Origin of the sequence: Paracoccus sp. MA, assembly GCF_020990385.1 — a bacterium.
Taxonomy (GTDB): Bacteria; Pseudomonadota; Alphaproteobacteria; order Rhodobacterales; family Rhodobacteraceae; genus Paracoccus.
The window spans coordinates 1690021-1716903 of record NZ_CP087598.1; the positions used below are offsets into that span (position 1 = coordinate 1690021).

The window sequence follows — 26883 nt, forward strand, 5'->3', positions numbered from 1 at the left end:
GGCCCTGCCCCCTCCGCCCGCGATCATGCCTGGCTCCCGCCGGCAGTCTAGTCGCGGGGGCGTGGCGCCTCAACCCGCCCTCATGCGGATTGTTCCGTTGCCAGCAGGCGCCGGATCGCGCAAAGCATCCCCTCCGCGTCGGGCGTGGGCGCCAGCGCGACCTGCGCCGCCGGCCCCGTCCAGGCTTCGCGCGCCGCGGCGCTGATCGGCGCCAGCCACAGCGGCGCCCGCGCCCCCGCCGCCTGATCCGCCAGTATCCGCGCCGAGCGGGGCGAGAACAGCGGCAGGATCACCGGCGCCGCGCCCGCCAGCACCGCCCGCGCCGGCCCGTCCAGCGGCTGGGGCAGCTGGTCATAGACCACCATGCCCGGCACCGGCAGCACCTTGGCGACATGGGCGCCGTGCGGATGCAGCCAGCCCTTGCCCAGCCCCTCCAGCAGCGGCAGCATCCGCGCCGCGTCGCCCGGCCCCTCGGTGACGTCGAAACCCGCGGCCCGCGCCGCCTCGGCCGTGGCCGGGCCGACGCAGATCGCCGGCCGCCCGCGCCCCTGCCCCGCCGCCGGCACGGCATTGACCGAGGTAAAGACCAGCCCCCGCGCCGCCGCCAACCGCGCGGCGTCATGCGCGACCGGCCGGATGCGCAGCACGGGCGAGATCAGCACCTTCAGCCCCGGCTGTCCCAGCCCTGCGGCAAATCGCCGCGAGGCCGGTTCGGGCCGGGTCAGCAGCAGGATGGGCGCGGGGTTGGGCGGCATGGCAATCGGCCTGACAAGGTGTTACTTCCCCCTTGCCTAGGCCCTTGGCGGCGCGGGAACAAGGATGAGCATGGGACTGACCTTTCTGGGCATAGAAAGCAGCTGCGACGATACCGCCGCCGCCGTGGTGCGCGACGACCGGACGATCCTGGCCTCGGTGGTGGCGGGCCAGACGGCGCTGCATGCCGATTTCGGCGGCGTGGTGCCCGAGATCGCCGCCCGCGCCCATGCCGAGAAGCTTGACCTCTGCGTCGAGGAGGCGCTGGCCCAGGCGCGGCTGCGCCTGTCGGATCTGGACGGCATCGCCGTCACCGCCGGGCCGGGGCTGATCGGCGGCGTGCTGTCGGGGGTCATGCTGGCCAAGGGGCTGGCGGCGGGCAGCGGCCTGCCGCTGATCGGCGTGAACCACCTTGCCGGCCATGCGCTGACGCCGCGGCTGACCGACGGTGTCGCCTATCCCTATCTGCTGCTGCTGGTTTCGGGCGGGCATTGCCAGTTCCTGCGCGTGGACGGCCCCGAGGATTTCGCCCGGCTCGGCGGCACCATCGACGATGCCCCGGGCGAGGCTTTCGACAAGGTGGCGAAGCTGCTGGGCCTGCCGCAGCCGGGCGGCCCCTCGGTCGAGGACGCCGCGCGCGCCGGCGATGCCCGGCGCTTCGCCCTGCCCCGGCCGCTGCTGGACCGGCCGGGCTGCGACCTGAGCTTTTCCGGCCTCAAGACCGCCGTCCTGCGCCAGCGCGACGAACTGGTCGCGGCACAGGGCGGCCTGCACCAGCAGGACCGCGCCGATCTTTGCGCCGGCTTTCAGGCGGCGGTGGCCGAGGTGCTGGCGGAAAAGACCCGCCGCGCGCTGGCGCTGGCGCCCGCTCCGGCGCTGGCCGTGGCCGGCGGCGTCGCGGCCAACGAGACGCTGCGCACGGCCTTGCAGGCGGTCGCGGCCGAGGCGGGCGCGTCCTTCCTCGCCCCGCCGCTGCGGCTTTGCACCGACAATGCCGCGATGATCGCCTGGGCCGGGATCGAGGCTTACCGGGCCGGCCGGCGCGACGGCATGGATCTGGCCGCGCGCCCGCGCTGGCCGCTGGACCGGACGGCCGCGCCGATGCTGGGCGCCGGCAAGCGGGGGGCCAAGGCATGAGCGTCGCGGTGATCGGGGCCGGCGCCTTCGGAACGGCGCTGGCGGTTTCGCTGGCAGGCAAGGGGCCGGTCACGCTCTGGGGTCGCGACACCGGCTGGACCGCGACGCGCGAGAACCCGCGCCTGCCCGGCGTCTCGCTGCCGCCCGCGCTACGCGTCACCGACCGGCTGGAGCAGATCGCGGCCGAAACCGTGCTGCTCGCGCTGCCCGCGCAGGTGCTGGGCGGCTTCCTGGCCGAGCACGGCGGGCGCTTCGACCGCCGCAATCTGGTCAGCTGCGCCAAGGGCATCGACCTGGCCACGCTGACCGGGCCCTCGGCGCTGATCGCCGCCGCCTGCCCGCATGCCACGGTGGCGGTGCTGACCGGCCCCAGCTTCGCCGCCGACATCGCCCGCGGCCTGCCCACGGCGCTGACGCTGGCCTGCGCCGACGCCGGCGCGGCCGAGGCGCTGCAACGCCAGCTGTCCACCGCCACGCTGCGGCTTTACCGCACCACCGACGTCGCCGGGGCCGAGCTGGGCGGCGCGCTGAAGAACATCATCGCCATCGCCGCCGGCGCCGCCATCGGCGCGGGCTATGGCGACAGCGCGCGGGCCAGCATCGTCACCCGCGGCTTTGCCGAGATGCTGCGGCTGGCCACTGCGCTCGGCGCCCGGCCCGAGACGCTGCCCGGCCTGTCGGGCCTGGGCGATCTGGTGCTGACCTGCACCTCGGAACAGTCGCGCAATTTCCGCTATGGCCTGGCGCTGGGATCGCGCCGCCCCTTCGCCGCCGGCACCACGGTCGAGGGCGCCGCCACCGCCCGCGCCGTCACCCAACTGGCCGAAAGGCTGGGGATCGAGATGCCGATCTCGAATCTGGTCGCGGGCCTTGCCGAGGGCCGCATCGCCATGGAACATGCGCTGGATTTTCTGCTGAACCGCCCGCTCAAGGAGGAATGATGCCCCTTTTCGCCGTGATCTGCCGCGACCATCCCGGCAAGCTGCAAACCCGTCTCGACACCCGTGAAAAGCACCTGGCCTTTCTCAGGGCGCAGCCCGGCCTGCAGATGGCCGGTCCGCTGATCGAAGAGGGCGAGATGCGCGGCTCGCTGCTGGTGGTCGAGGCCGAGGGGTTGACCCAGGTCAAGGAATGGGCGGCGCAGGACCCCTACAAGGCGGCGGACCTGTTCGCCTCGGTCGAGGTGATCGAATGGAAGAAGGTGATCGGCTGATGGCGTATTGGCTGTTCAAATCCGAGCCTGACGTCTTCAGCTTCGACGACCTGATCGCCCGCGGCGACAAGGGCGAGCAATGGGACGGGGTGCGCAACTATCAGGCCCGCAACAACATGCGCGCCATGAAGAAGGGCGAGCGCGGCTTCTTCTACCACTCGAACATCGGCAAGGAGATCGTCGGCATCTGCGAGGTCGTGGCCGAGGCGCATCCCGACTCGACCGCCGCGGACCCGAAATGGGAATGCGTCGATGTCCGGGCCGTCGCCCGCGTCAACCGCCCCGTCTCGCTGGACGAGGCCAAGGCCGAGCCGCGGCTGGCCGAGATGGTGCTGGTCAACAATTCGCGCCTGTCCGTGCAGCCGGTCTCGGAGGCGGAATGGGATGTGATCCTGGAGCTCGCGGGCGGCACGCGGGATATCTGAAGCACCGGCATGCCGGAACCGGCCGGGCGCCGCGCGCACCCCCGGCCCGGCCGCCCGAACGGCAAAGGAAGACAAGCATGGCCCGCGGCACCCCGATCATCGCCGACCGCCCCACCACGCGCCGCATCGGCGCGCTCCGCGCGCTCTGGCCCTTCATCCGCCCCTATCGCGGGCTGCTGGCGGCGGCGCTGGTCGCGCTGGCGGTGACGGCGGCGATCAGCCTGGTCCTGCCGCTGGCCGTGCGGCGGGTGGTCGACGGTTTCGACGCCGGGGCGCATCTGCTGGACCAGTATTTCGGCGCGGCGCTGGCCATCGTCGGGCTGCTCGCGCTGGGGACGGGGATGCGCTACTATCTCGTCACCCGGCTGGGCGAGCGGGTGGTCGCCGATATCCGCAAGGCGGTCTTCGACCGGGTCATCGCCATGAGCCCGGCCTTCTACGAGCGGGTGCTGACCGGCGAGATCATCAGCCGCATCACCACCGACACCACGCTGATCCAGTCGGTGATCGGTTCCTCGGTCTCGATCGCGCTGCGCAATTTCCTGATCCTGGCCGGCGGCATGGTGATGCTGGTCTGGACCTCGGCCAAGCTGTCCGGCCTGGTGCTGCTGCTGGTGCCGCTGATCGTGGTGCCCATCGTCGTGCTGGGCCGGCGGCTGCGCAAGCTCTCGCGCGAGAACCAGGACTGGATCGCGCTGTCCTCGGGCGCGGCCTCGGAAAGCCTGCTCTCGGCGCAGACCGTGCAGGCCTTCACCCATGAGGGACCGACCCGCGCGCGTTTCGCCGAGGTCACCGACCGCTCCTTCGACGCGGCGCTCAGCCGGGTCAGGACGCGCACGGTGATGACGGTGATCGTGATCTTCCTGATCTTCTCGGGCGTGCTGGGCGTGCTCTGGGTCGGGGCGCGCGACGTGCGCATGGAGGCGATGACGGTGGGCGAACTGGTGCAGTTCGTCATCTATGCGGTGCTGGTCGCCGGCGCCGTCGGCGCGCTGTCGGAAATCTGGGGCGAGCTGCAGCGCGCCGCCGGCGCCACCGAACGGCTGACCGAGCTGCTGACCACGCAGGACACGCTGACCGATCCGGCCGATCCCGTCACCCTGCCCCGCCCGGTCAAGGGCGCCATCGGCTTCGAGGAGGTGACCTTCCACTATCCTTCGCGCCCCGACCGTTCGGCGCTGGAGGGCGTGACGCTGGACATCCGCCCCGGCGAGACGGTGGCGCTGGTCGGTCCCTCGGGCGCCGGCAAGACCACGGTGATCCAGCTGCTGCTGCGCTTCTGGGACCCGGATGCCGGCACGGTGCGCATCGACGGCATCGACCTGCGCGCCATGGCGCGGGCCGATTTCCGCCAGGCCATCGCGCTGGTGCCGCAGGATCCGGTGATCTTTGCCGCCACCGCGCGCGAGAATATCCGCTTCGGGCGCCCCGGCGCCTCGGATGCCGAGGTCGAGGCTGCCGCCCGCGCCGCCCATGCCGACGAGTTCCTGCGCCTGCTGCCCCAGGGCTATGACAGTTTCGTCGGCGAGCGCGGCGTGATGCTGTCCGGCGGGCAGAAGCAGCGCATCGCCATCGCCCGCGCCATCCTGCGCGACGCGCCGATCCTGCTCCTGGACGAGGCGACCTCGGCGCTGGATGCCGAATCCGAGCGGCTGGTGCAGCATGCCGTGGACGAACTGGCCCGCTCGCGCACCACGATCATCATCGCGCACCGGCTGGCAACGGTGAAGAAGGCCGACCGCATCGTGGTCTTCGACCACGGCCGGATCGTGGCGCAGGGCCGGCACGAGGAGCTGGTGGCGCAGGGCGGGCTTTATGCCCGGCTGGCGCGGCTGCAATTCACCGAAGGCGCGGCGGAAACCGCGTAAGCGGCGGCCAGGCGACAGGCGCGATGCGGGGAGGCGACGGCCGCCCCGAGATTCCCGCCGCCCGGCCATGGTGAAGGCAGGCCCGTTTCATGGCCCGGCCATGATCCCCCCCCCCGCATACCCCCGGCGTCGTGGCGAGGAGCCGGCCCGGCGATCCACGCTCCGGCAATTCGACAACGGCGCAGCAGCTGTGAAGACCCTCTCCAGCCTGCGGTCCATGTCGTTCGGCGCACCCCGGGGGCGTCGTGAGGGCCGCGGCGAGCCCGCAACCGCAGCAAGGGAAACGGCGGCGAAACGGCCTCGCGTGAATCGATCGGGCTGCGGGGTTTCCGGGCTCCCGTCAGGCAACCGGGCTTCCGGGCGCTGCCGGACCGACTCCGCCCTTCCATGGCAACGGCAACGGGAGATCGCCCCTGCCGCGCGGGCCTGCAACCGCAAGCGCCGTGATGATGGCCGCGCGAGGGCCTCGGTCAAGCGGCTGGTCTCGCGGCGCGGTGGGGCGGATCCACCCCTCTCCGCCCACCTTGGCCTTCTCGGCACGGCAGCGGGGAACCGGCAATACCGGGGCAGGGTCGCATCCGGAAAGCGCCGCGGCTGGGAGGCCGGGGCGGGTCCGTTCAGCGCGGGGCGCTGTAGACCGCCGCCCAAAACACGGTCTTGCCATCCGCCCCGACCGCCTTGCCGATGCCGTAATGCCGGGCCTGCGGGATCAGGATATTGGCAAGATGGCCCCTGGAACGCGCCCATTCCTGCAGCACGCGCTCTTGCCCCCAGGGACCGGCGGCGATGTTTTCGGCCGCGACGCGGGGCTTGTAGCCCTGACTCTTCAGCCGCTGCATCGGCCCCGAGGACTTGCTGCCGCGATGCGACATCACCCCCCGCTTGGCCATGTCGCAGGCATGGCGCGCCGCCGCCGCGGCAAGATCCCGGTTGGACCGCAGGGGCGGCAGCCCCCGCGCCTGGCGGGTGGCGTTGGTGGCGCGCACCGCTGCCTCGTTTTCAGGCATCGAGGTCTGGTAGCAGGTGACCGTCCCCGGGCCCGCCCCGCCGGGCCCGACCGATTTCGTCGAGATTCGCACCCCTTCCGCCCAGGCGGCAGGCACCCCCAAGCCAAGAAATGCGACAAAAAGCAGGAATTTAGCAGATGTGTTCAACATTCGATTTCCTCTAGACGGGCAGAAGCTAGGAGCGACGGTCCATTTTCTCAACTTCTGATTGCTTAAATTTGTCTGGAACCGGCGGATCGGCGGAGCGTTGCCGCCCGAGACGCAGCCTGAAAGGAGAGGTCATGGCTATCTGGGATTTCGTGAAGGACGCCGGCAAATCGCTTTTCGGTTCGGAAGCCGAGGCGCTGGAGGCGCCCGCGCAGCCCGCGCAAAGCGACACCGACCGCAAGGTGGCGGCGCTCAAGGCCGAACTGTCCGCCCTGGGCCTGACCGGCAAGGACGTGCACCTGAAACTGCGCGGCGACACGGTGGTGATCTCGGGCAAGGCGCGCAATCAGGAGACGCTGGAGAAGCTGATCCTGGCGGTGGGCAACATCAAGGGCATCGCCCGGGTCGAGCTGGCCGAGGGCGCCGGCACGGAAGCCCCCGCCCCGACCGCAGCGGCCCCGGTGTTCCATACCGTGCAAAAGGGCGAGACGCTTTCGGCCATCGCGCAGAAATACCTGGGCAAGGCCAGCCGCTATCCCGAGATCTTCGAGGCCAACAAGCCCATGCTCAGCCATCCCGACAAGATCTATCCCGGCCAGACCCTGCGCATTCCCCAGACCTGACCCCTGCCGGCCGCGACGCTGCGTTCGCCGCCCGGCTGGCGTGGCGGAACGCTTGCCAGCACGCTGATAGTTGGACCATTCTGCCTCTCGGCGGGGCGCGACCCCGGGAGGAAGAACTGGGAGGTAGGATAATGGTCAGGTTCGCGAACGTCGCAGACCGCGATGCGGTCGAGACGGAGATGCCCTATGCGCAACGCCAGGTGCCGCAGACGGTCTATCAGGCCCTGACCGAGACCCGCGACCGCCATCCCCAGCGCCCGGCGACCAGCTTCCAGCTGTTCTCGGACCCGAAGGCTCCGGCCCGCACGCTGACCTGGACCGAGTTGCATGAGCGGGTGACCGAGACGGCGAACCTGTTCCGCAGCCTGGGCGTCGGGCCGGGGGATGTGGTGGCCTATCTGCTGCCCAATTGCATCGAGGCGCCGATCGTGCTGCTGGCCGGGGCGACGGCAGGGATCGTCAACCCGATCAACCCGCTGCTGGAACCCGACCACATCGCCGCCATCCTGCGCGAGAGCGGCGCCAGGGTGCTGGTGACGCTGAAGAGCTTCCCGAAATCCGAAGTCGCCCAGAAGGCGGCCGAGGCGGTGGCGCAGGCCCCGAACGTGCAGACCGTGCTTGAGGTGGACCTGCGCGGCTATCTGACCGGCGTCAAGCGCCTGCTGGTGCCGCTGATGCGGCCCAAGGTCCCGACCCGGCACCATGCCAAGGTGATGGATTTCGAAGCCGCCGCCAGCGCCCAGAAGCACAACCGCCTGACCTTCGACGAACCGGCCGAGGACCGCGTCGCCGCCTTCTTCCACACCGGCGGCACCACCGGCATGCCCAAGGTCGCCCAGCACAAGCAATCGGGCATGGTCTACAACGGCTGGCTGGGCGGCACGCTGCTGTTCAGTGAAACCGACGTGCTGATGTGCCCCTTGCCGATGTTCCACGTCTTCGCGGCCTATCCGGTTCTGATGTCCTGCCTGATGTCGGGCGCGCAGCTGGTCATGCCGACGCCGGCCGGCTATCGCGGCGAGGGAGTATTCGACAACTTCTGGAAGCTGATCGAACGCTGGCAGGCGACCTTCCTGATTACCGTGCCCACGGCCATCGCCGCGCTGATGCAGCGCCCGGTCGATGCCGATGTCTCGTCGCTGAAGACCGCGATCTCGGGCTCGGCGCCCTTGCCGATCGAGCTTTACAACCGCTTCAAGGCCGCGACCGGGGTCGAGATCGCCGAGGGCTACGGGCTGACCGAGGCGACCTGCCTCGTGTCCTGCAACCCCATCGACGGGCTGAAGAAGGTCGGCTCCGTCGGCCTGCCCCTGCCCTATACCCATGTCCGGATCCTGCAGCGCCAGAACGGCGGCTTCCGCGAATGCGCCACCGATGAGATCGGCGAGATCTGCATCGCCAATCCCGGCGTCTTCGAGGGCTCGACCTATACCGAGGCCGACAAGAACAAGGACCTCTTTGCCGAGGGGCGCTTCCTGCGCACCGGGGATCTGGGCCGGATGGATGCCGACGGCTATCTGTGGATCACCGGCCGGGCCAAGGACCTGATCATCCGCGGCGGCCACAACATCGACCCCGCCGAGATCGAGGACGCGCTGCTGTCGCATCCCAAGGTCGCCTCGGTCGGCGCCATCGGCCAGCCCGACAGCTTCGCGGGCGAGCTGCCCTGCGCCTATGTCGAACTGGTCGCCGGGGCCGAGGTCGGCCTGGACGAGCTGATGGAGCATGCCCGCGCCCATATTCACGAACGCGCCGCCGTTCCGAAGCATATCGAGATCTTGCCGGAACTGCCCAAGACCGCGGTGGGCAAGATCTTCAAGCCCGACCTGCGCAAGCTGGCGATCAAGCGCGTCTACGACGAGGCGCTGGCCGGGGCCGGGCTGGCGGTCGAGGTGGCCGAGGTGGTGGACGACCGCAAACGCGGGCTGGTGGCAAGGCTGGCGCGGCGGGGCACGGTGAATGACAAGGCGGTGGCCGATTGCCTGGGCCAGTTCACCCTGCCTTGGGAATGGGCCTGAAGCCATGAACCCGGTCTGCCCGCTTTGCGGGCGGCCGATCCCGCCGGGCGTGCCGCAAAGCCGGCACCATCTGGTTCCCAAGCTGCGCGGCGGCAAGGGCGGCGAGATGGTGCTGCTGCATCAGGTCTGCCACTCGACCATCCATCGCAAGCTGAGCGAGACCGAGCTTGCACGGCAATACAACACGGTCGAGGCGCTGCGCGGCCATCCCGAACTGGCGCGCTTCTTCGCCTGGGTGGCGAAGCGGCCGCCGGGCTGGAAGGGCAAGGTGCGCTAGGGCGCACCCTGCACAGGGCGCCGGCCCTAGCGCGTGAACTTCTTGTATTTCACCCGCTTCGGTTCGATGGAATCCGGGCCGAGGCGGCGGACCTTGTCGGCCTCGTAATCCTCGAAATTGCCCTCGAACCATTCGACATGGGCGTCGCCCTCGAAGGCCAAGATATGCGTGCAGAGCCGGTCGAGGAAGAAGCGGTCGTGCGAGATGATGACCGCGCAGCCGGCGAAATCCTCCAGCGCCGCCTCCAGCGCCTGCAGCGTCTCGACGTCCAGGTCGTTGGTCGGTTCGTCCAGCAGCAGCACGTTGCCGCCGGACTTCAGCAGCTTCGCCATGTGGACGCGGTTGCGTTCGCCGCCCGAAAGCAGGCCGACCTTCTTCTGCTGGTCGCCGCCCTTGAAGTTGAAGGCCGAGCAATAGGCGCGGCTGTTCATCGTCGCGTCGCCCAGCTCGATCTGCTCGGCCCCGCCCGAGATTTCCTCCCACACCGTCTTGTTGGGGTCCAGCGCGTCGCGCGACTGGTCCACGTAGGAAAGCTTCACCGTGTCACCGTAGCTGATCTCGCCGGCATCGGGCTTTTCCTGCCCGGTCAGCATCTTGAACAGCGTCGACTTGCCGGCGCCGTTCGGGCCGATCACGCCGACGATGCCGCCCGGCGGCAGGCTGAAGGTCAGGTCCTCGATCAGCAGCTTGTCGCCCATGGCCTTTTTCAGGCCGTCGACCTCGATCACCTTGTTGCCCAGCCGCTCGCCATTGGGGATGATGATCTGGGCGCGGGTCAGCTTCTCGCGTTCGGACTGGCTGGCCAGCTCGTTATAGGCGTTGATCCGGGCCTTCTGCTTGGCCTGACGCGCCTTGGCGCCGGCGCGGATCCATTCCAGTTCCCGCTCCAGCGTCTTCTGCTTGGCCTTGTCCTCGCGGGCTTCCTGTTCCAGCCGCTTGGCCTTCTGCTCCAGCCAGGCCGAGTAATTGCCCTCGTAGGGGATGCCGCGGCCGCGGTCGAGTTCCAGGATCCAGCCGGTGATGTCGTCGAGGAAATAGCGGTCGTGGGTGACGATCAGGATGGTGCCGGGATATTCGATCAGGTGCTTTTGCAGCCAGGCGATGGTCTCGGCGTCCAGGTGGTTGGTCGGTTCGTCCAGAAGCAGCATGTCGGGCTGTTCCAGCAGCAGCTTGCACAGCGCCACCCGGCGGCGTTCGCCGCCCGACAGGCTTTCCACGTCGGCATCGTCCGGCGGGCAGCGCAGCGCCTCCATGGCGACGTCGATCTGGCTGTCGAGATCCCAGAGGTTCTCGGCGTCGATCTCGTCCTGCAGCTTCGCCATCTCGTCGGCGGTCTCGTCCGAGTAGTTCATGGCCAGCTCGTTGTAGCGGTCGAGCTTGGCCTGCTTGGCCTTGACGCCCTCCATGACGTTGCCGCGCACGTTCAGGGCCGGGTCCAGCTGCGGCTCTTGCGGCAGGTAGCCGACGGTCGCGCCCTTGGCGGCCCAGGCCTCGCCGGTGAAGTCCTTGTCGATGCCGGCCATGATGCGCAGCAGCGTCGACTTGCCGGCGCCGTTCACGCCGACGACGCCGATCTTGACGCCGGGCAGGAAGTTCAGGCGGATGTTCTCGAAGGTCTTCTTCCCGCCCGGATAGGTCTTGGACACCCCGTCCATGTGGTAAACGAACTGGTAGGAGGCCATGATCTTTCCTCGTTGCTGAACCCGTGAAGTTGCGCGCTATGTAGTCGAGCAGCGGCGAAAGGGGAAGGCTCAGCGGAACTGCCGGGTGAATTCCGGCCCGAAGGTCCGGTCGAGAAACTCGAACTGCGGTTCCAGCTTCTCGCGCAGCCGGGCGCGGGCCTTGTCGGGCACCACCAGCGCGTTGTCCGAGGCGAAGACCTTCTTGCCGACATCGCGATAATCATGCGGGGCCAGGCCCAGGAAATCCTCGACCCGGCGCAGGAAGCCCAGGGGATCGCGGGCGATCATGCCGAAGGGCATGTAAAGCAGCCGGTCGGGGCCGAAGTGCGCGTTCCAGCGCGGCACATAGCGCATGTAGTCGCCGCGATCCATCAGCACCGGATCCTCGACCTCGCGCAGCCAGTCCTCGACGCCCTTCGGGCGGCGGCGCGCGCGGGTCAGGTTCATCTTGAGCTGCGAGATGGCGCGATCCACCGGATGGCGGATGATATAGACGAACTTCGCCTGCGGCAGGAATTTCGCCACGAAATCCACGCCTTCCGGCGGAAGGGTCGAATATTCCGGGGTGACGTCGATCGCCTTTGCCCCCTCGGGCGCCGGGGCGAAGACCAGCTTGTACCAATGGTTGGTGAACATCGGCTCGCGGGTGATGCGGTCAAGATAGCGCACCATGTGGCGCGGCATCTCCTCGCCGCGGGCGGCCCAGCGTTTCTCGATGTTCTGGCGGCCGCGGCGGAAATGCCAGGGCAGCCATTTGCGATGCTCCTCGATAAAGCGATGGTTGAAGAACTGCACCTCCTTGAACGGAGGCGTCCAGACCTCGGGATGCTGGCTCAGCATCTGCGACAGCCAGGTGGTGCCGGCCTTCTGGGCGCCGATGCCCAGGAAATCGGGTTTGCGGGGCTTGCCTTCAGGGTCCCAGTTCATCCGTGCCGCCTTGTTGCGTCGCTGCCGCCCCTGATAAGCCAGCCGGGCCCGCGCCACAACCGGGGCGGTCATCGCCGGTCAGAGCCGGCCCCAGAGGTCGTATTCGCCGGCCTCGTCCACCGTCACCGTCACGATGTCGCCGGGGGTCAGATCCTCGAAGCCCTGGTCGATGAACAGGTTGCCGTCGATTTCCGGCGCATCGGCCTTGGTCCGGCAGGTGGCGCCTTCGGCATCGACGCTGTCCACGATCACCTCGATGCGGCTGCCGAGCTTCGCGGCCAGCTTCGCCTCGGAGATCGCCTGCGCCTTCTGCATGAAACGGTCCCAGCGGTCCTGCTTGACCTCGTCGGGCACGTGGTCGGGCAAGTCGTTCGCCCGCGCGCCCTTGACGTTCTCGTATTGGAAGCAGCCGACGCGGTCCAGCTGCGCCTCGTCCAGCCAGTCCAGCAGGGTCTGGAACTCGGCCTCGGTCTCGCCGGGATAGCCGACGATGAAGGTCGAGCGCAGGGTGATCTCGGGGCAGACGGCGCGCCAGGCGGCGATCTCGTCCAGCGTCTTGGCCGCCGCCGCGGGCCGGGCCATGCGGCGCAGCGTGTCCGGATGGGCGTGCTGGAAGGGGATGTCCAGATAGGGCAGCACCAGCCCCTCGGCCATCAAGGGGATCAGGTCGCGCACATGCGGATAGGGATAGACGTAATGCAGCCGCACCCAGGCCCCGAGTTGGCCAAGGTCGCGGGCCAGGTCGGTGATATGCGCGCGATGCCCGCGCTCCTCGGCGAACTTGCGGTCGAGCCCGTAGGCCGAGGTGTCCTGCGAGATCACCAGCAGCTCGCGCACGCCGGCCTCGACCAGCTTCTCGGCCTCGCGGATCACCGCATGCGCCGGGCGCGACACCAGCTTGCCGCGCATGTCGGGGATGATGCAGAACTTGCAGGCGTGGTTGCAGCCCTCGGAGATCTTCAGATAGCTGTAATGGCGCGGGGTCAGCTTGACGCCCGAGGCCGGCAGCAGGTCCACGAACGGATCGGGCGCGGACGGCACGGCGGAATGCACCGCGTCCAGCACCTGCTCGTATTGCTGCGGGCCGGTCACCGCCAGCACGGAAGGGTGCGCGCCGGTGATGTATTCCGGCTCGGCCCCCAGGCAGCCGGTGACGATCACCTTGCCGTTTTCCGACAGCGCCTCGCCGATGGCCTGCAGGGACTCGGCCTTGGCCGAATCGAGGAAGCCGCAGGTGTTCACGATCACCGCGCCGGCGCCCTTGTAATCGGGGCTGATGGCATAGCCCTCGGCGCGCAGGCGGGTCAGGATGCGCTCGCTGTCCACCAGCGCCTTGGGACAGCCGAGGCTGACCATGCCGATGGTCGGTTGCCCGTCCCTTCGCCCCCCCTCCCCTTGTGCAGAGTCGAAGATCGGGCTGGGGGCTAGATCGGGGCGCAACAGGGGCGGGTTCTGGCTCATGATGCGCGGCATATAGTGGCAAGCGGGCCGCTTGTTAAGCAGGAAGCGCGGCTCGCCGGAACGTCATTTGGCCTTGCGCGCCGGAACGGGCATATCGGCGGGGATGACGAACAGGATGCGCGCCCTCATGCCCCGGATTTCCGCTTGCCTTGCCCTGCTGCTGACCCTGGTCCTGCTGGCCGCGCCCGAGGCGCAGGCCCAGCAGCGCGGCCGGGGCGAGCCCATCGTGATCATGAACAACCGCGGCGGCAACGTGGTCGAGGCGATCCGGTATCGCAACCGGCTGGCGGCCAGCGGCCGCCCGGTCGAGGTGCGGGGCTATTGCCGCTCGGCCTGCACCATCTACATCACCCTGCCGAACGCCTGCCTGGGACCGAATGCGACGGTGGGATTCCATGCCCCGCGGCTGCCGGGCACCCGGATCATCCCGCCGATCGTGGACGAGCTGATGGCGCAATATTACCGCAACGGCATCCTGCAGATGTGGAATGCGCGCTGGAAGCACTCGCTGCAGATGCAGAAGATCTCGGCGCGGGAATATGTCCGGCTGGACCCGCAGACCCGGCTGTGCCGGCGCTGAAACGCACCCAGCGGGGTGACGAGGGCGCGGTTTCATGGCAGGCTGGACCCAAGGAGGACAGCCATGTCGGGACAAGGATGGGCCGCGGTCGCCGCGGCCATGATCTGGGCTGGCGCAGCGGCCGCGCAGACGCCGTGGTTCGACGCCGGCAACCAGGCGATGATCATGCATCAGGGCGACCTGCTGGAACAGCAGACCGCGCCGAACGGCGGCGCGCCCGCCGGCAAGGCGGGCAAGAAGCCGGTGCGGACGGCCGACTGCTCGATCTCGGCCAGCCGCGAGCGGCTGCGGCCGGAATACCACCGGCGACTGCAGGCGCAGGGACGCCAGGCGGCGGATGCCTGGCTGCAGCAGCAGGCGGCGGCGCTTGGCCGGCACGCAGCACAGATGGCCAAGGCCGGAACGCCCTGCCGGCCGTAAAGGGGCGGCGCATCGGCCGCAGGCGCGCGCTCAGGCGCGGCCCGGCGGCGCGACGGGGATCACTCCCGCAGCCGCCAGCCGGTCAGGAAGATCCAGCGAATCGCACCCATGCAGACCAGGATCATCAGCGCCACCGCGGCCAGCGACAGGCCCACCGGCACGTCGGCAAAGCCGAAGAAGCTCCAGCGGAAGCCCGAGATCAGGTAGAGCACCGGGTTGAGCTTGGCGACCCCCTCCCAGAAGGGCGGCAGCATCGAGGCCGAGTAGAAGGCGCCGCCCAGGAACACCAGCGGCGTGATGACCATCATCGGCACGATCTGCAACTGCTCGAAATTCTTGGCCCAAAGGCCGATGATGAAGCCCAAGAGCGAGAAGGCGACGGCGGTCAGGACCAGGAAGGCCAGCATCCAGAACGGATGCGCGATATGCACGCCGGTGAACCAGAAGCTGGTCAGAAGGATCACCAGCGCGATCATCACGGCCTTGGTGGCGGCGGCGCCGACAAAGCCCAGCGTGACCTCGATCCAGCCGGTGGGCGCGACGAGGATCTCGTAGATCGTGCCGGCGAATTTCGGGAAGTAGATGCCGAAGCTGGCATTGGCCACCGATTGCTGCAGCACCGTCAGCATCATCAGCCCCGGCACGATGAAGGCGCCATAGGCCACGCCCTCGACCGCCTGGATGCGCCCGCCGATGGCGGCGCCGAAGACGACGAAATACAGCACCGTCGACAGCACCGGCGAGGCCAGCGACTGCCAGATCGTGCGGAAGAACCGCGCCATCTCGTGGTTGAAGACGGCACGGGCGGAACGCCAGTTCATGCGGTTTCCTCCTCGACCAGCGACATGAAGATCTCTTCGAGGCTGCTCTGCTTGGTCGAGACGTCGCGCACGGCGATGCCGCGCTCGGCCAGTTCGGCCAGCAGATGCGCGATGCCGGTGCGCTCGGCCCTCGTGTCGTAGTCATAGCCCAACTCGCGCCCGTCGGCCGAAAGCACCAGCCCGCGCCCCGCCAGTTCGGCGGGCAGCGCCGCCAGCGGTTCGTAAAGCGAGACGGTCAGGTGCTTCTTGCCGAATTCGCCCATCAGCTCGTCCTTGGACTTGACCAGCAAGAGCTCGCCCCGGTTGATGACGCCGATGCGGTCGGCCATGTCCTCGGCCTCTTCCAGGTAATGCGTGGTCAGGATGATGGTCACGCCCTCGGCGCGCAATTCGCGCACCACCTGCCACATCTCGCGGCGCAGCGTCACGTCCACGCCCGCCGTCGGCTCGTCCAGAAACAGCACCTTGGGCCGGTGCGACAGCGCCTTGGCGATCAGCACCCGGCGCTTCATGCCGCCCGACAGCTCGCGCGTCTTGGCCTCGCGCTTGTCCCACAGCGCCAGGCTGCGCAGCAATTGCTCGATATAGACCTCGTCCGGCGGCTCGCCGTAAAGCCCGCGGGTGAAGCGCACGCAGTCGAGGACGCTTTCGAAGGGCTCCAGCGCGATCTCCTGCGGGACCAGGCCGATCAGCTTGCGCGCCGCGCGCCAGTCCGTGCGGATGTCGTGGCCGCCGACGCGCACCGTGCCGCCGGTCGGCACCACCAGGCCGCAGATGATCGAGATCAGCGTGGTCTTGCCGGCGCCGTTCGGGCCGAGCAGCGCCAGGATCTCGCCTTCCTCGATCTGCAGCGAGACGTCGTTCAGCGCCACCGTGCCGCTGCCGTAGCGCTTGGAAACATGGTCGATGTCGATGATCGGACGCATCCCGTCCCCCTGTTCTGGCCCGAAGGCCCGCGAATCCGCCGGGCAGGTTGGACCGCAACCGGCCGCGGGTGCAATGGCGAAAACGCCCCTGACCTTGCGTCAGCCGTCAGGCCGGCGGCGGGCCGCCCGCTTCGGCCAGCAGCCGGTCGCTGGCGGTCTCGATCCGTGCCTCCAGAAGCTCCATCACCGCGGTCGAGCGCTGGCCGGCCGGGATCGGCGGCAGGAACTCGATCACCGCGGTGCCGCCGCGGATCGGGATGCCGCGCTTGGGCCAGAACAGGCCGCAATTCACCGCGACGGGATGGATGGAGAGGCCGGTCGCGCGCTGGATCGTGCCGGCGCCGTGCTTGTAGGGCAGTTTCTGCCCCGGCCGGGTGCGGGTGCCCTCGGGATAGATGATGAGCTGGCCCAGACCCTCGGGGCGGGCGCGGGCGGCCTCGATGCCGGCGATGATCTGCTTCATCGCCTCCTTGCCGCGCGCGCGGTCGATGGGGATGCAGCCGACCTTGCGGGCGAACCAGCCCATGATCGGCACGCGCAGCACCTCGCGCTTCATCACGAAGGCGCGGCGCGGACAGGCGTGGGCCAGCGCGAGGATGTCGAGAAAGCTCTGATGCTTCGAGGCGACGATGCATTCTCCCGCGGGCGGCGTGCCGCGATATTCGATGCGCACCCCCAGGATGACCCGCGCCGCGCCCAGCATCTGGTCCAGCCACAGGCGGGCGACGCGATGCGCGCGCTCGGGATGGACCAGCACCTGCGGCAGGCCCCACAGCCCCAGCGCAAAGGTCACCAGCGCCGCGTAAAGGTAATAGACCACCGCGCGCAGCCAGTCCAAGGGCGAAGGCGGGCGCGGATGGTAGGGATTCATCAGCGCACCTCGCGCAGCATCTTCAGCGCCGCCCAGCGGGTGGCGGCAAAGCCGATCGCGACGGCGGCGGGCGGCACCAGCAGCGGCCAGAGCCAGCCCCAGCCCTGAAACCCCAGCCCGGTCAGGAAGCTTCCCGCCTGATCCATCGAGGGCAGCGCCCAGATGGCCGCCATCCCCAGCGCCGTGCCCCCGGCCGCGCCCATGGCGGCGCGGCGGGTAAAGCGGCGCACGAAGGCGGTGGCGATGGTGATGTCGCGCGCACCGATCAGCCGCAGCACCCGGATCACCTGCCCGTTCGCGGCCAGCGCCGCCTTCGCGGCCAGCGTGATCATCGCCCCCGAGGCGGCAGCGATCAGCAGCAGCGAGACGAGCCCCAGCACCCGCAGCCGGTTCGCCGCCGAGACCAGCGGCTGGCGCCAGCGGGTATGGTCGTCCAGCACCGCGCCCGGCGCCTCGCCCTGCAGCCGCAGGCGCAGCGCGGCGGCATCGAAACCCTCGGCGGCCTCGGTGATCTCGATCAGCCTCGGCACCGGCAGAGCCTCAACCGGGACATCGGGGCCGAACCAGGGCTCCAGCAGCTTTTCCACCTCCTCATCGGGCAGCAGCTTGGCCTCGGCGATGCCCGGGGTGGTCTTCAGCGCCTCCATCACCGTCACGGTCTGCTCGTCGATCTGGTCCTCGGGGGCCGAGATGCGCACGGTCACGGTCTGCGCCAGCTCGGTCGACCAGCGTTCGGCCAGCCGGCCGGTGGCCAGCGCCAGCGCCAGCGCAAAGACCGCCAGAAAGGCCATGGCGCCGGCCGAGAACACCGTCAGCTGCGCAGTGAAGCCGGTCGGCGGCACCACGCGGTCCGTTCCCGCCGGGTCCGGCCGGGTCAGCCCCCGCCACAACGTCGCCAGGTCGAGCGATTTCAGTTCGGCTTTCTTCACAGGTCCGCCCCCGCCAGTTGCAGCCTCTTGCCCGCGATGCGCAGCACCCGCGCCTGCACCTGCTGCTTGGCGGCGCGGATCAGGTTCAGGTCATGCGTCGCGATCAGCACCGCCTTGCCCGAGCGGTTCAGCTCGATCAGCAGCTGCAGCAGCCGCATCGACATGTCCCAGTCCAGGTTGCCGGTCGGCTCGTCCGCCAGGATCAGGTCGGGCGACATGATGACGGCGCGGGCCAGCGCGGCGCGCTGCCGCTCTCCCCCCGACAGTTCCGGCGGCATGGCGCGGGCATGGCCGGACAGCTGCACCCAAGCCAGCAGGTCGCCCAGGGCCGGCATGTCCACCTGCTCGCCCGAGACCAGCAGCGGCAGGGCGATGTTCTCGGCCACCGGCAGGTGGTCGAGGAATTGCGTGTCCTGATGCACCACCCCCACCCGGCGGCGCAGCGCGGCGATGCCGTCGCGCGACAGCCCGCGCACGTCCTGGCCGAATGCCGTCATGCGCCCGGCGCTCGGCAGCAGCTCGGCATAGCAGAGCCGCAGGAAGGTGGTCTTGCCCGCACCCGAAGGGCCGGTCAGGAAATGGAAGGAACCCGGCTGTAGCGTCAGCGACATATCGGCAAGCAACGGATCGTTGCCGCTGTAGCCGAAGGACAGGTTCTGCATCTCGATCACTGGTCGTCCCTTTCTGAGCGGGCCTTTCCGAGCGGGCTGCTTGGCGCGCGGTTCGTGGCTTGATAGAACAGTCGCGCGGCGAATGCGAGACGCCCGCATGACCGAAACCGCCCCTGTCCGGAGACGAAAGACCCGCCCATGCGCCTGACCTGCCCCCGCTGCGCGGCCCAGTACGAGATCGCGGAATCCGCCATTCCCGCCTCGGGGCGCGAGGTCGAATGCTCGGCCTGCAGCCATGTCTGGCGCCAGCCGGGGCCGGGAAAATCCGCGCCGTCGCCGGCTGCTCCGGAACGCGGCCCCTACGACCCCGAGGCGCGCCCGGCGCTGAACCGGCCGCTGGACGAATCGGTGCTGGCCATCCTGCGCGAGGAAGCCGCGCGCGAACTGGGCGCCCGCCGCTCCGAGGCGCAGCCCGCCGAACCCGATCACATTCCCGCGACGCAGGCGGCCGAGGCCCCGCCCGCTGTCCCGCCTGATGTCGCGGCCGACGCAACGCAGCCCGCCGAACCCGCGCTTTCCGGCGACGGAGAGGCGGCCGCCGGCCCGGCGATCGACTGGCCCGCCACCACCGTGACCGAAGCCCCGCTGGCCGAGCCCGCCCCCGCCCGCCCGGAGGCGGAACCGCCCGCCGGGATCGGTGCCGCCTCGCAGCCGGCCGCGGATCCGGTCCCGCAGTCCGAAGCCGGAGATCCGCAAGCTCTGCACCCGTCCCCTCGGCCCGAGCCGTTGGCCGCCCCGGTCGAGGACACGTCGGCCTTTGACCAGCCCGAGCCGATCATTCCCATCCTGCCCGATGCCCAGGAACTGGCCGCGACCCTGACTCGCTCGGCGCCGTCCCTGCCCGGCGGCGCGGCCGGGGCGGCCGCCGAGGAACCGCCCGTCCTGCCCCTGCTGCGCCCCGCCGCTGCCGAAGAGGCGGCACCGGCCGACACGGCCGCCGAGCCCGCCCCGCGCGAGGCGCCGGTGCCTGTGATCGTGCCGAGGCCGCGCCGCACGGGCTATGCCTCGGGCTTCGGCCTTGCCGCGATGCTGGCGCTGGGGCTGGTGGCCAGCTATGCGCTGGCCCCGCAGATCCCGGCCGATGAGGGCGGCGGGCCGCTGGCGGAATGGCGCCAACAGATCGACCGCGGCCGGCTGTGGCTGCATGACCGCATCCGGGGGGAATAGGCTGCCGAGGCCCTGCGCCCCTGACCGGGACCGGCAGGCAGGCCGCGTCGGGAAGTCTCCGCCGCGCCGGCGCGGCGCCCCGAACGACCGCCAGCCGCGGCAGGCTCAGAAACTCTCCAGCAACCGGCCCAGATAGTCGCGTTCGTCGCGGGGCCGCTCGCGCTCGCCGCTGCGGCGGCGGATCTCGTCCTGCAGCTCGCGGGCCTTGCGCGAGGGATCGCCGCCCTCGGCCAGCGGGTCGCCCGAGGTGATCGAGCCGCCATCGCCCGACAGCGCCCGGCCCAGCGGATCGGTCTGCGGCCGGCGGTCATAGGGCTGCGCCAGTCCGCGCTGGCCGCGCGGATCGCCCGAGGGCCCTTCGGGACCGTTCTCCTGCCCGCCCTGCTGCGGCTCGCCATCCTGGCCCTGCTGCTGGTCCTGCGCCATCATGTCGCCAAGCGCCCGCATCCCCTCGCGCATGGACTGGATGGCCTGGGCCTGCCGCTCCATCGCCCCGCCGGCATCCCCCTCGCGCAGCGCCTGCTCGGCCTCCTCCATGGCGCGGCCGGCCTCGTCCAGCTGGCGCCGCGCCTCCTCGCCCTGCGGCGTGCCGCGGCCGGGCAGCAAGCCGCGCTGGCGGCCCAAGTCCTCGCGCAGCTCGCGCTGGCGGTCGGCAAGCTGCTGGTTGTCCTGGCTGCCCTGGCCTTCCTCGCCCTGCTGCCACTGGCCGTATTGGTCCTGCATCTGGCGCATCGCCTCGTCGGCCAGCTTCTGCTGGTCGCGCAGCGTCTCGGCCAGCCGGTCCGAGGGGCGCTGGCGCCCGCCCTCGCCGCCCTCGGATTGCGTCACCCGCAGGTTCTGCATCATGCGGTTGAACTGCTCCAGCAATTCCTGCGCCTCGGCCATGCGGCCCTCGTTCATCAGGCGGTGGATCTCGTCCATCATCTGCTGGATCTGGTCGCCGGTGATCTGCTGGCGGTTCTGGGGCGAGCGGTCGAAACGCTCGGAAGGGTCCTGCCCCTGCTGCTGCGCCAACATGTCCAGATAATCGTCGGTGGCCTGCTTCAGCTCGTCCATCAGGCGCTGGATCTCGTCGGGGCTGGCGCCGTTGCGGATCGCCTCGGAAAGCCGCTCCTGCGCCTGGCTCATCCGCTCCAGCGCATCGGCCAGTCCGCCATCCTCCAGCGCCACGGCGGCGTCCCAGAGCAGCTGCGCCAGCTTGTTGCGCGCCTCTTCGCTCAGATTGCCGGATTCCAGCGCGCCGACGGCGCCCTGCAATCCCTGGTAAAGCTCGGCATCCATGAAGCCCTCGGGCTGCCAGCTGGCGGCGCGCAGGACCTGGGCGCTGCGGCCGGCATTGCCGCGCGACCAAAGCAGGTCGCGCCGCACCTCGATCAGCGCCGCCGCCAAGGGGTCGAAGAAGCGCCGCCCCGGCAGCACCATGCGCATCGGGGCCGAGGCGCCCTGCTGCCCGATGCCGTCCTCCACCCTCAGCGAGACGGTCACCGGCAGGTTGGCCCAGGGGTGGCGCGACAGATCGCCCACCAGCCGGCCGCGGATCTCCTTGCGGCTGCCGGTCGCGGGCAGCGGCAGGTCCAGCGCCACAGCCTCGCGCGGCTCGGGGTCGGGGGCAAGGCCGAAGCGCCGGTCGACCGCATCCAGGTCCAGCACGATCACCGCCTGCCCGGCCGCGATGCCGTTGTCGTCGCTGGCGGTGAATTCCTGCACCAGCCGGCCGTCGGCACGCCGCTCGGGCGCCTTGCCGGGCGCGACGGCCGGCGCGGCATCGGGCAGCACGGTCACGTCGAATCGCCGCCCCGCGACCTCGATCACCCCGTCGCGCTCGGCCATGAATTCCGGCGCCGAGGGCTCGCCGCCCGGCAGCGCGGCGCCGATATCCTGCGCGATTTCGGCGCCCTCGCCGTAAAGCCGGAAGCTCAGCTTCGAGCCCTTGGGCAATTCCAGCCGCTGCCCTTCGGGCAAGGCGTTCAGGTAAAGCGTCGGGCGGCGGGTATAGGCGGGGGGCTCGGCCCAGCCCTCCCAGGACGGACCGGCCTCGGGGCCCGGACGCGCCTCGGGGGCGGGGCGGAAGGTCGCACCCAGCGCGGCGATGCCCTGCCCCAGCTGCCCGGGCGGCGCGAAGATCAGCGCCATGACCAGCGCCACCAGGCCGACCAGCCGCAGCGCGACCGGATCGCGCCAGCGCAGCCGCGCATCCGGCGCAACCGGGCGCGCGGCCATGGCGGCGGCCTGCATCCGCGCCAGATGCGCGCGCCACAGCGCGTCCGCACCCTCGTCCCCGGCCCCCACCGCGACCCGGTCGCGCAGCGCCGAAAGCGGCCGCCCCGGCAGGGCCAGGTCCACCCGTTCCCGCGCCGCCTCGGCCGAAGGCCGGCGGAAGCGCCGCAGCCCCCAGCCCGCAGCCAGCAGGGCCGCCAGCGCCGCCAGACCCATCAGCCAGATCAGCGCCCGCGAGGAGAAAAGATCGGTCGCGCCGAAGGCCAGCGCCGCCAGCACCAGCGCCAGCAACACGCCCAAGGGCCAGAAGGCCGCGGCCAGCGCCTCCCACCACATGCCGGCGCGGGTCAGCCCGACCGCCCAGCCGATACGGCGCGGTTCAGCCATGGCCGCTTCTTTCTTGGACAAATATCCCACGGGGGCCCGGGGGTGTGAAACCCCCGGCCGCAGCGGCGCGGGAATGAGCGATCAGAGCCATTCCGGGATGGTATCGCGTCCCAGCATTTCCTCAAGCGTCGGCCGCGCCCGAATGACGGCGAATTGATCGCCGCTGACCAGAACCTCGGGCACCAGCGGCCGGGAATTGTATTCCGAGGCCATCACCGCCCCATAGGCCCCGGCCGAGCGCAGCGCCACCAGGTCGCCCGGACCCAGCGCCGGCAGCTCGACCGCCTTCTGGAAGGTGTCGCCGGTCTCGCAGACCGGGCCGACCACGTCATGCGGCGCGACCGCGGCTCCCGGCGCCGCCTCGCGCACCGGGACGATGTCGTGATGCGCCGAATACATCGCCGGCCGGATCAGGTCGTTCATCGCCGCGTCGAGGATCAGGAAATCCCGCCCCTCGCCCTGTTTCAGATAGATCACCGAGGACAGCAGGATGCCCGCATTGCCGGCGATGTTGCGGCCGGGCTCGATCTCGATCTCGCAGCCCAGATCGCCCACGGCATCGCGGATCACCTGGCCGTATTCGATGGGCAGCGGCGGGGCGTTGTTGTCGCGCCGGTATGGGATGCCCAGGCCGCCGCCCATGTCGAGCCGGGTGATCGCATGCCCGTCGGCGCGCAGCGCGCGGGTCAGCTCGGCCATCTTGGCATAGGCCTGGCGATAGGGCTCCAGGTCGGTCAGCTGGCTGCCGATATGCATGTCGATGCCGACCACCTTGATCCCGGGCAGGCGCGCGGCATGCGCATAGACCTCGCGCGCGCGGGCGATGGGAATGCCGAACTTGTTCTCGGACTTGCCGGTGGCGATCTTCTCATGCGTCTTGGCATCGACATCCGGGTTCACCCGCACGGCGACCGGCGCCTCGACCCCCATCGAGGCCGCGACGCGCGACAAAAGCTCCAGCTCCGGCTCGGATTCGACGTTGAACTGTCGGATGCCGCCTTCCAAGGCCATGCGCATCTCGGGTTCCAGCTTGCCGACGCCGGAAAAGACGATGCGCTCGCCCGGCACGCCCGCCGCCCTGGCGCGCGCATATTCCCCGGCCGAGACGATATCCATGCCCGCGCCCAGATCGCCCAGAAGCTTCAGCACGGCGATGTTCGAATTCGCCTTGACCGCAAAGCAGACCAGATGGTCGCACCACGCCAGCGCCTGCTGGAACAGCCTGAAATGCCGGGTCAGCGTGGCGGCGGAATAGACATAGACCGGGGTGCCGACCTCGGCCGCGATGCGGGTCAGGGGCACGTCCTCGGCATGCAGCCAGCCGTCGACATAGTTGAAATGGTCCATCAGGTGATCCTGCGAGAGCGGATGAACAGATAAAGCGGCAGCGCAAAGCCGATCCCCAGCGCCAGCCCCGGAAACGTCAGAAGCGCCGCCCAGTTGCGGCGCAGCATGGTCTCGATCAGGCACCACAGCGCCAGCGCCGCCTGCGCCACCAGTTCGGTCGCCCGGACGCCCTGCCAGAGCGCCTCGCCCCGCCACAGCGCCACGGCGGCGCCAAGCAGCGCCAGCCCCGCCCAGACCAGCCGCAGCGGCGTCAGCTCAGAGCTTCGAGACGACACCGATCTGCGCCTCTCCGCTGATCTGCAGGCCGGATTCGGCGGCAGGGCCGGGCCGGGTCGGCGGGCCATCGACGCCGCAGGCGGCCAGCGTCGCCAGCATCAGCGCGAACAGCGCCAGAAGCAGGTGCTGCGTCATGCGGTTTCCCCCAGCTTCTCTTTCCAGCGCGCGATCTGGGCGCGGACCTGCGCCGGCGCGGTGCCGCCGTAGCTGGTGCGCGAGGCGACAGAATTATGCACGCCCAGCACGTTGTAGACGTCTTCGGTGATCGCCGGGTTGACCGATTGCATCTGCTCCAGCGTCAGCTCGGGCAGGTCCACGCCCTGCTTCTCGGCCATGGCGACCAGCGCGCCGGTGACGTGATGGGCGTCGCGGAACGGCAGCCCGGCCTCGCGCACCAGCCAGTCGGCCAGGTCCGTCGCGGTGGAAAAGCCCGAGCCCGCCGCCGCCTCCAGCCGCTCGCGGTTCGCCGTCAGGTCCGACAGCATCCCGGTCATCGCGGCCAGCGCCAGCATCAGGTTGTCGCTCGCGTCGAAGACCTGCTCCTTGTCCTCCTGCATGTCCTTGGAATAGGCGAGCGGCAGCCCCTTCATCACCACGAAGAGCGCCACGGCAGCGCCAAGGATGCGGCCGATCTTGGCCCGGATCAGCTCGGCCGCGTCGGGGTTCTTCTTCTGCGGCATGATCGACGAGCCGGTCGAGAAGCGGTCCGACATGGTGACGAAGCGGAACTGGGCCGAGGACCAGATCACCAGCTCCTCGGCCAGCCGCGACAGGTGGACGGCACAGATCGCCGCCGAGGACAGGTATTCCAGCGCGAAATCCCGGTCGCTGACCGCATCGAGGCTGTTCGCCATCGGCCGGTCGAAGCCCAGCGCCTGCGCGGTCGCCTCGCGGTCGATGGGAAAGCCGGTCCCGGCCAGCGCGGCGGCGCCCAGCGGCGATTCGTTCATCCGCCGGCGCGCGTCCTGAAAGCGCGACAGGTCGCGGCCGAACATCTCGACATAGGCCATCATGTGATGGCCCCAGGTCACCGGCTGCGCGGTCTGCAGATGGGTGAAGCCCGGCATGACCCAATCCGCGCCCTTTTCCGCCTGCGACAAAGTGGCGCGGATCAGCGCGTCCAGCCCCTGGATCGCCGCGTCGCATTGGTCGCGCACCCACAGCCGGAAATCGGTCGCCACCTGGTCGTTCCTCGACCGCGCCGTGTGCAGCCGCCCCGCCGGCTCGCCGATCAGCTCCTTCAGCCGCGATTCCACGTTCATGTGGATGTCTTCCAGCGCGGTCGAGAACGGGAAGCCGCCCGCCTCGATCTCTGACAAGACCGTGAGCAGCCCTTCCCCGATCGCCTCGGCATCGCTAGTGCTGATGATGCCCTGCGCGGCCAGCATCGCCGCATGGGCGCGGCTGCCCCGGATGTCCTGGGCATAGAGCCGCTGGTCGAAGCCGATCGAGGCGTTGATCGCCTCCATGATCGCGTCCGGGCCTGCGGCGAAACGTCCGCCCCACATCTGGTTGGCGGTGCTGGCGGGCTGCTCGGTCATGACTTGTCCTTCGGGGGGTGGAATGCGTTGGCTGGTTCTTTATACGGCGATGATCCTTGGTGCAAATGCCGGTTACGCGGGGGAAATCGACTGGCAGGCCGCGCATGACGGCGGGCTGGCGAAGCTGCAGCAAACCGACCCGACCCCGGTGCCGGCAACCGAATTCACCGATCCCGAGGGCGGCACGCACAGCCTGGCCGACTGGAAGGGCAAGGTGGTGCTGTTGAACTTCTGGGCGACTTGGTGCGCGCCCTGCCGCGAGGAGATGCCCTCGCTGGACGCCTTGCAGGCCGAGATGGGCGGCGAGGATTTCGAGGTGGTCGCCATCGCCGCCGGCCACAACCCGCCCCCGGCGGTGAGGAAGTTCCTGGACGAGGAGAACATCGCCAACCTGCCGGTGCGGCTGGACCCGCGCCAGCAGCTCGCGCGCGAGATGGGCGTGATGGGCATGCCGGTGACGGTGCTGATCGACCGCGACGGCAACGAGGTCGCCCGGCTGATCGGCGGCGCCGACTGGTCCTCGGACACGGCCAAGGCGCTTATCCGGCAGGCGACAGCGCCCTGACGCGGTCATGGGCGGGACAGTGGACCATATGGTCGTTGACCAGCCCGCAGGCCTGCATGAAAGCATAGGCGATCACCGGCCCGCAGAAGGTGAAACCGCGCTTTTTCAGAGCCTTGGCCATGGCCTCCGATTCCGGGGTCTTGGCGGGGACCTCGGCCATGCTGGCGAAACGGTTCTGCACCGGACGCCCGCCCACGAAGGACCAGATGAAGGGCGAGAACCCCTCGGAACCCTCGATGTCCAGAAAAAGCCGGGCGCCCTTGACGGTGGCCTCGATCTTGCCGCGATGGCGGATGATGCCGGGGTTCTTCAGCGCCGATTCGACCTCGGCCTCGCCCCAGCGGGCGACGCGCTCGGGATCGAAGCCCTCGAAGGTCTCGCGGAAGGCGTCGCGCTTGCGCAGGATGGTGATCCAGCTCAGCCCGGCCTGGAAGCCGTCCAGCACCAGCTTTTCCCAAAGCGCGCGCGCATCGTATTCCGGCACCCCCCATTCATGGTCATGATAGGCGACGTAAAGCGGGTCGGAGCCGCACCAGGCACAGCGTTCGGTCATGTCGGGCAAGGATCCGTTAACCTCGAGTCGAGAAATCGGGACCAGTTTACGCGATCTTAGGAGATGATCGCCAG

Annotated in this window: 28 protein-coding genes; 12 read left to right on the plus strand and 16 right to left on the minus strand. The window is 69.8% G+C overall.

The window, feature by feature from the left end; genetic code table 11:
• Nucleotides 1-80: 80 nt before the first annotated feature.
• The gene (locus LOS78_RS15440; RefSeq protein ID WP_230377400.1) at nucleotides 81-755 is read right to left on the minus strand and encodes a uroporphyrinogen-III synthase; all 675 of its coding nucleotides are present in this window, start codon (nucleotides 753-755) and stop codon (nucleotides 81-83) included.
• A 64-nt stretch (nucleotides 756-819) separates the two neighbouring features.
• On the opposite strand from LOS78_RS15440, the gene tsaD reads away from it, so the two are divergent.
• The 5 genes from tsaD to LOS78_RS15465 all read left to right on the plus strand — a co-directional run bounded on the left by tsaD (nucleotide 820) and on the right by LOS78_RS15465 (nucleotide 5396).
• On the plus strand, nucleotides 820-1890 hold the full coding sequence (gene tsaD, locus LOS78_RS15445) for a tRNA (adenosine(37)-N6)-threonylcarbamoyltransferase complex transferase subunit TsaD (protein ID WP_230377401.1): 1071 nt from the start codon (nucleotides 820-822) through the stop codon (nucleotides 1888-1890).
• Nucleotides 1887-2831 carry an NAD(P)H-dependent glycerol-3-phosphate dehydrogenase gene (locus LOS78_RS15450; RefSeq protein ID WP_230377402.1) on the plus strand — a complete coding sequence of 315 codons (945 nt, stop codon included), beginning with the start codon at nucleotides 1887-1889 and terminating at the stop codon, nucleotides 2829-2831. Before tsaD ends, LOS78_RS15450 begins: the two co-directional genes overlap by 4 nt.
• On the plus strand, nucleotides 2831-3103 hold the full coding sequence (locus LOS78_RS15455) for a YciI family protein (protein ID WP_036698393.1): 273 nt from the start codon (nucleotides 2831-2833) through the stop codon (nucleotides 3101-3103). The genes LOS78_RS15450 and LOS78_RS15455 overlap by 1 nt, the downstream gene beginning before the upstream one ends.
• Nucleotides 3103-3528, plus strand: coding sequence for an EVE domain-containing protein (locus LOS78_RS15460; RefSeq protein ID WP_028713291.1), 426 nt, complete (start codon nucleotides 3103-3105; stop codon nucleotides 3526-3528). Before LOS78_RS15455 ends, LOS78_RS15460 begins: the two co-directional genes overlap by 1 nt.
• Nucleotides 3529-3605: 77 nt before the next feature.
• The gene (locus LOS78_RS15465) at nucleotides 3606-5396 is read left to right on the plus strand and encodes an ABC transporter transmembrane domain-containing protein (protein WP_028717027.1); all 1791 of its coding nucleotides are present in this window, start codon (nucleotides 3606-3608) and stop codon (nucleotides 5394-5396) included.
• Between the two features lie 617 nt (nucleotides 5397-6013).
• On the opposite strand, the gene LOS78_RS15470 is transcribed toward LOS78_RS15465, so the two are convergent.
• Nucleotides 6014-6403, minus strand: a complete 390-nt coding sequence (locus LOS78_RS15470) for a CAP domain-containing protein (RefSeq protein ID WP_230377403.1) — start codon at nucleotides 6401-6403, stop codon at nucleotides 6014-6016.
• Nucleotides 6404-6684: 281 nt separating this feature from the next.
• Between LOS78_RS15470 and lysM the strand changes: the two genes are divergently transcribed.
• The 3 genes from lysM (at nucleotide 6685) to LOS78_RS15485 (ending at nucleotide 9468) form a co-directional block, all read left to right on the plus strand.
• Nucleotides 6685-7173, plus strand: coding sequence for a peptidoglycan-binding protein LysM (gene lysM, locus LOS78_RS15475; protein WP_230377404.1), 489 nt, complete (start codon nucleotides 6685-6687; stop codon nucleotides 7171-7173).
• Nucleotides 7174-7304: 131 nt separating this feature from the next.
• Complete coding sequence (locus tag LOS78_RS15480; protein ID WP_230377405.1) at nucleotides 7305-9191, plus strand: acyl-CoA synthetase; 1887 nt, start codon at nucleotides 7305-7307, stop codon at nucleotides 9189-9191.
• Nucleotides 9192-9195: 4 nt separating this feature from the next.
• Nucleotides 9196-9468, plus strand: coding sequence for an HNH endonuclease (locus LOS78_RS15485; protein ID WP_028717031.1), 273 nt, complete (start codon nucleotides 9196-9198; stop codon nucleotides 9466-9468).
• 26 nt (nucleotides 9469-9494) lie between these two features.
• Here LOS78_RS15485 and ettA read toward each other — a convergent pair whose 3' ends face one another.
• The 3 genes from ettA to rimO all read right to left on the minus strand — a co-directional run bounded on the left by ettA (nucleotide 9495) and on the right by rimO (nucleotide 13538).
• Nucleotides 9495-11150 (minus strand): energy-dependent translational throttle protein EttA, encoded by a 1656-nt coding sequence (ettA, locus tag LOS78_RS15490; RefSeq protein ID WP_230377406.1) that lies wholly within the window; start codon nucleotides 11148-11150, stop codon nucleotides 9495-9497.
• Nucleotides 11151-11219: 69 nt separating this feature from the next.
• Nucleotides 11220-12077 carry a sulfotransferase gene (locus tag LOS78_RS15495; RefSeq protein WP_230377407.1) on the minus strand — a complete coding sequence of 286 codons (858 nt, stop codon included), beginning with the start codon at nucleotides 12075-12077 and terminating at the stop codon, nucleotides 11220-11222.
• Nucleotides 12078-12155: 78 nt separating this feature from the next.
• On the minus strand, nucleotides 12156-13538 hold the full coding sequence (gene rimO / locus LOS78_RS15500; RefSeq protein WP_230377408.1) for a 30S ribosomal protein S12 methylthiotransferase RimO: 1383 nt from the start codon (nucleotides 13536-13538) through the stop codon (nucleotides 12156-12158).
• A 127-nt stretch (nucleotides 13539-13665) separates the two neighbouring features.
• Between rimO and LOS78_RS15505 the strand changes: the two genes are divergently transcribed.
• Both LOS78_RS15505 and LOS78_RS15510 read left to right on the plus strand, forming a co-directional pair.
• The gene (locus tag LOS78_RS15505) at nucleotides 13666-14118 is read left to right on the plus strand and encodes a hypothetical protein (protein ID WP_230377409.1); all 453 of its coding nucleotides are present in this window, start codon (nucleotides 13666-13668) and stop codon (nucleotides 14116-14118) included.
• A gap of 63 nt (nucleotides 14119-14181) precedes the next feature.
• Nucleotides 14182-14538: a hypothetical protein gene (locus LOS78_RS15510; protein WP_028713281.1), complete on the plus strand. Its 357-nt coding sequence runs from the start codon at nucleotides 14182-14184 to the stop codon at nucleotides 14536-14538.
• Between the two features lie 59 nt (nucleotides 14539-14597).
• On the opposite strand, the gene LOS78_RS15515 is transcribed toward LOS78_RS15510, so the two are convergent.
• From LOS78_RS15515 to LOS78_RS15535, 5 genes are all read right to left on the minus strand, one after another.
• Nucleotides 14598-15359 (minus strand): ABC transporter permease, encoded by a 762-nt coding sequence (locus LOS78_RS15515; RefSeq protein WP_028713280.1) that lies wholly within the window; start codon nucleotides 15357-15359, stop codon nucleotides 14598-14600.
• Nucleotides 15356-16285 (minus strand): ABC transporter ATP-binding protein, encoded by a 930-nt coding sequence (locus tag LOS78_RS15520; protein WP_230377410.1) that lies wholly within the window; start codon nucleotides 16283-16285, stop codon nucleotides 15356-15358. Before LOS78_RS15520 ends, LOS78_RS15515 begins: the two co-directional genes overlap by 4 nt.
• Nucleotides 16286-16391: 106 nt before the next feature.
• Entirely contained in the window at nucleotides 16392-17156 is a 765-nt protein-coding gene (locus tag LOS78_RS15525) for a 1-acyl-sn-glycerol-3-phosphate acyltransferase (RefSeq protein WP_230377411.1), read from the minus strand.
• A complete protein-coding gene (locus tag LOS78_RS15530) occupies nucleotides 17156-18085 on the minus strand; it encodes an ABC transporter permease (RefSeq protein ID WP_230377412.1) in 930 nt (309 codons plus the stop codon). Before LOS78_RS15530 ends, LOS78_RS15525 begins: the two co-directional genes overlap by 1 nt.
• On the minus strand, nucleotides 18082-18756 hold the full coding sequence (locus tag LOS78_RS15535; protein WP_028713276.1) for a cell division ATP-binding protein FtsE: 675 nt from the start codon (nucleotides 18754-18756) through the stop codon (nucleotides 18082-18084). The genes LOS78_RS15530 and LOS78_RS15535 overlap by 4 nt, the downstream gene beginning before the upstream one ends.
• Nucleotides 18757-18894: 138 nt before the next feature.
• On the opposite strand from LOS78_RS15535, the gene LOS78_RS15540 reads away from it, so the two are divergent.
• Nucleotides 18895-19923, plus strand: a complete 1029-nt coding sequence (locus LOS78_RS15540) for a zinc-ribbon domain-containing protein (protein WP_230377413.1) — start codon at nucleotides 18895-18897, stop codon at nucleotides 19921-19923.
• 105 nt (nucleotides 19924-20028) lie between these two features.
• Here the strand turns inward: LOS78_RS15540 and LOS78_RS15545 are convergent, their stop codons facing one another.
• The 5 genes from LOS78_RS15545 to argH all read right to left on the minus strand — a co-directional run bounded on the left by LOS78_RS15545 (nucleotide 20029) and on the right by argH (nucleotide 25691).
• Nucleotides 20029-22527, minus strand: a complete 2499-nt coding sequence (locus tag LOS78_RS15545; RefSeq protein ID WP_230377414.1) for a DUF4175 domain-containing protein — start codon at nucleotides 22525-22527, stop codon at nucleotides 20029-20031.
• An 81-nt stretch (nucleotides 22528-22608) separates the two neighbouring features.
• A complete protein-coding gene (gene lysA / locus LOS78_RS15550) occupies nucleotides 22609-23874 on the minus strand; it encodes a diaminopimelate decarboxylase (RefSeq protein WP_230377415.1) in 1266 nt (421 codons plus the stop codon).
• On the minus strand, nucleotides 23874-24149 hold the full coding sequence (locus LOS78_RS15555; protein ID WP_230377416.1) for a DUF2834 domain-containing protein: 276 nt from the start codon (nucleotides 24147-24149) through the stop codon (nucleotides 23874-23876). Before LOS78_RS15555 ends, lysA begins: the two co-directional genes overlap by 1 nt.
• Complete coding sequence (locus LOS78_RS15560; protein ID WP_230377417.1) at nucleotides 24130-24285, minus strand: hypothetical protein; 156 nt, start codon at nucleotides 24283-24285, stop codon at nucleotides 24130-24132. The genes LOS78_RS15555 and LOS78_RS15560 overlap by 20 nt, the downstream gene beginning before the upstream one ends.
• Nucleotides 24282-25691, minus strand: a complete 1410-nt coding sequence (gene argH, locus LOS78_RS15565) for an argininosuccinate lyase (RefSeq protein WP_028713270.1) — start codon at nucleotides 25689-25691, stop codon at nucleotides 24282-24284. Before argH ends, LOS78_RS15560 begins: the two co-directional genes overlap by 4 nt.
• Nucleotides 25692-25713: 22 nt before the next feature.
• Between argH and LOS78_RS15570 the strand changes: the two genes are divergently transcribed.
• Nucleotides 25714-26256 carry a TlpA disulfide reductase family protein gene (locus LOS78_RS15570; RefSeq protein WP_230377418.1) on the plus strand — a complete coding sequence of 181 codons (543 nt, stop codon included), beginning with the start codon at nucleotides 25714-25716 and terminating at the stop codon, nucleotides 26254-26256.
• Here the strand turns inward: LOS78_RS15570 and LOS78_RS15575 are convergent.
• The gene (locus LOS78_RS15575) at nucleotides 26231-26809 is read right to left on the minus strand and encodes a DNA-3-methyladenine glycosylase I (protein WP_230377419.1); all 579 of its coding nucleotides are present in this window, start codon (nucleotides 26807-26809) and stop codon (nucleotides 26231-26233) included. The two genes, LOS78_RS15570 and LOS78_RS15575, sit on opposite strands and share 26 nt — an antisense overlap.
• Between the last annotated feature and the right edge of the window lie 74 nt (nucleotides 26810-26883).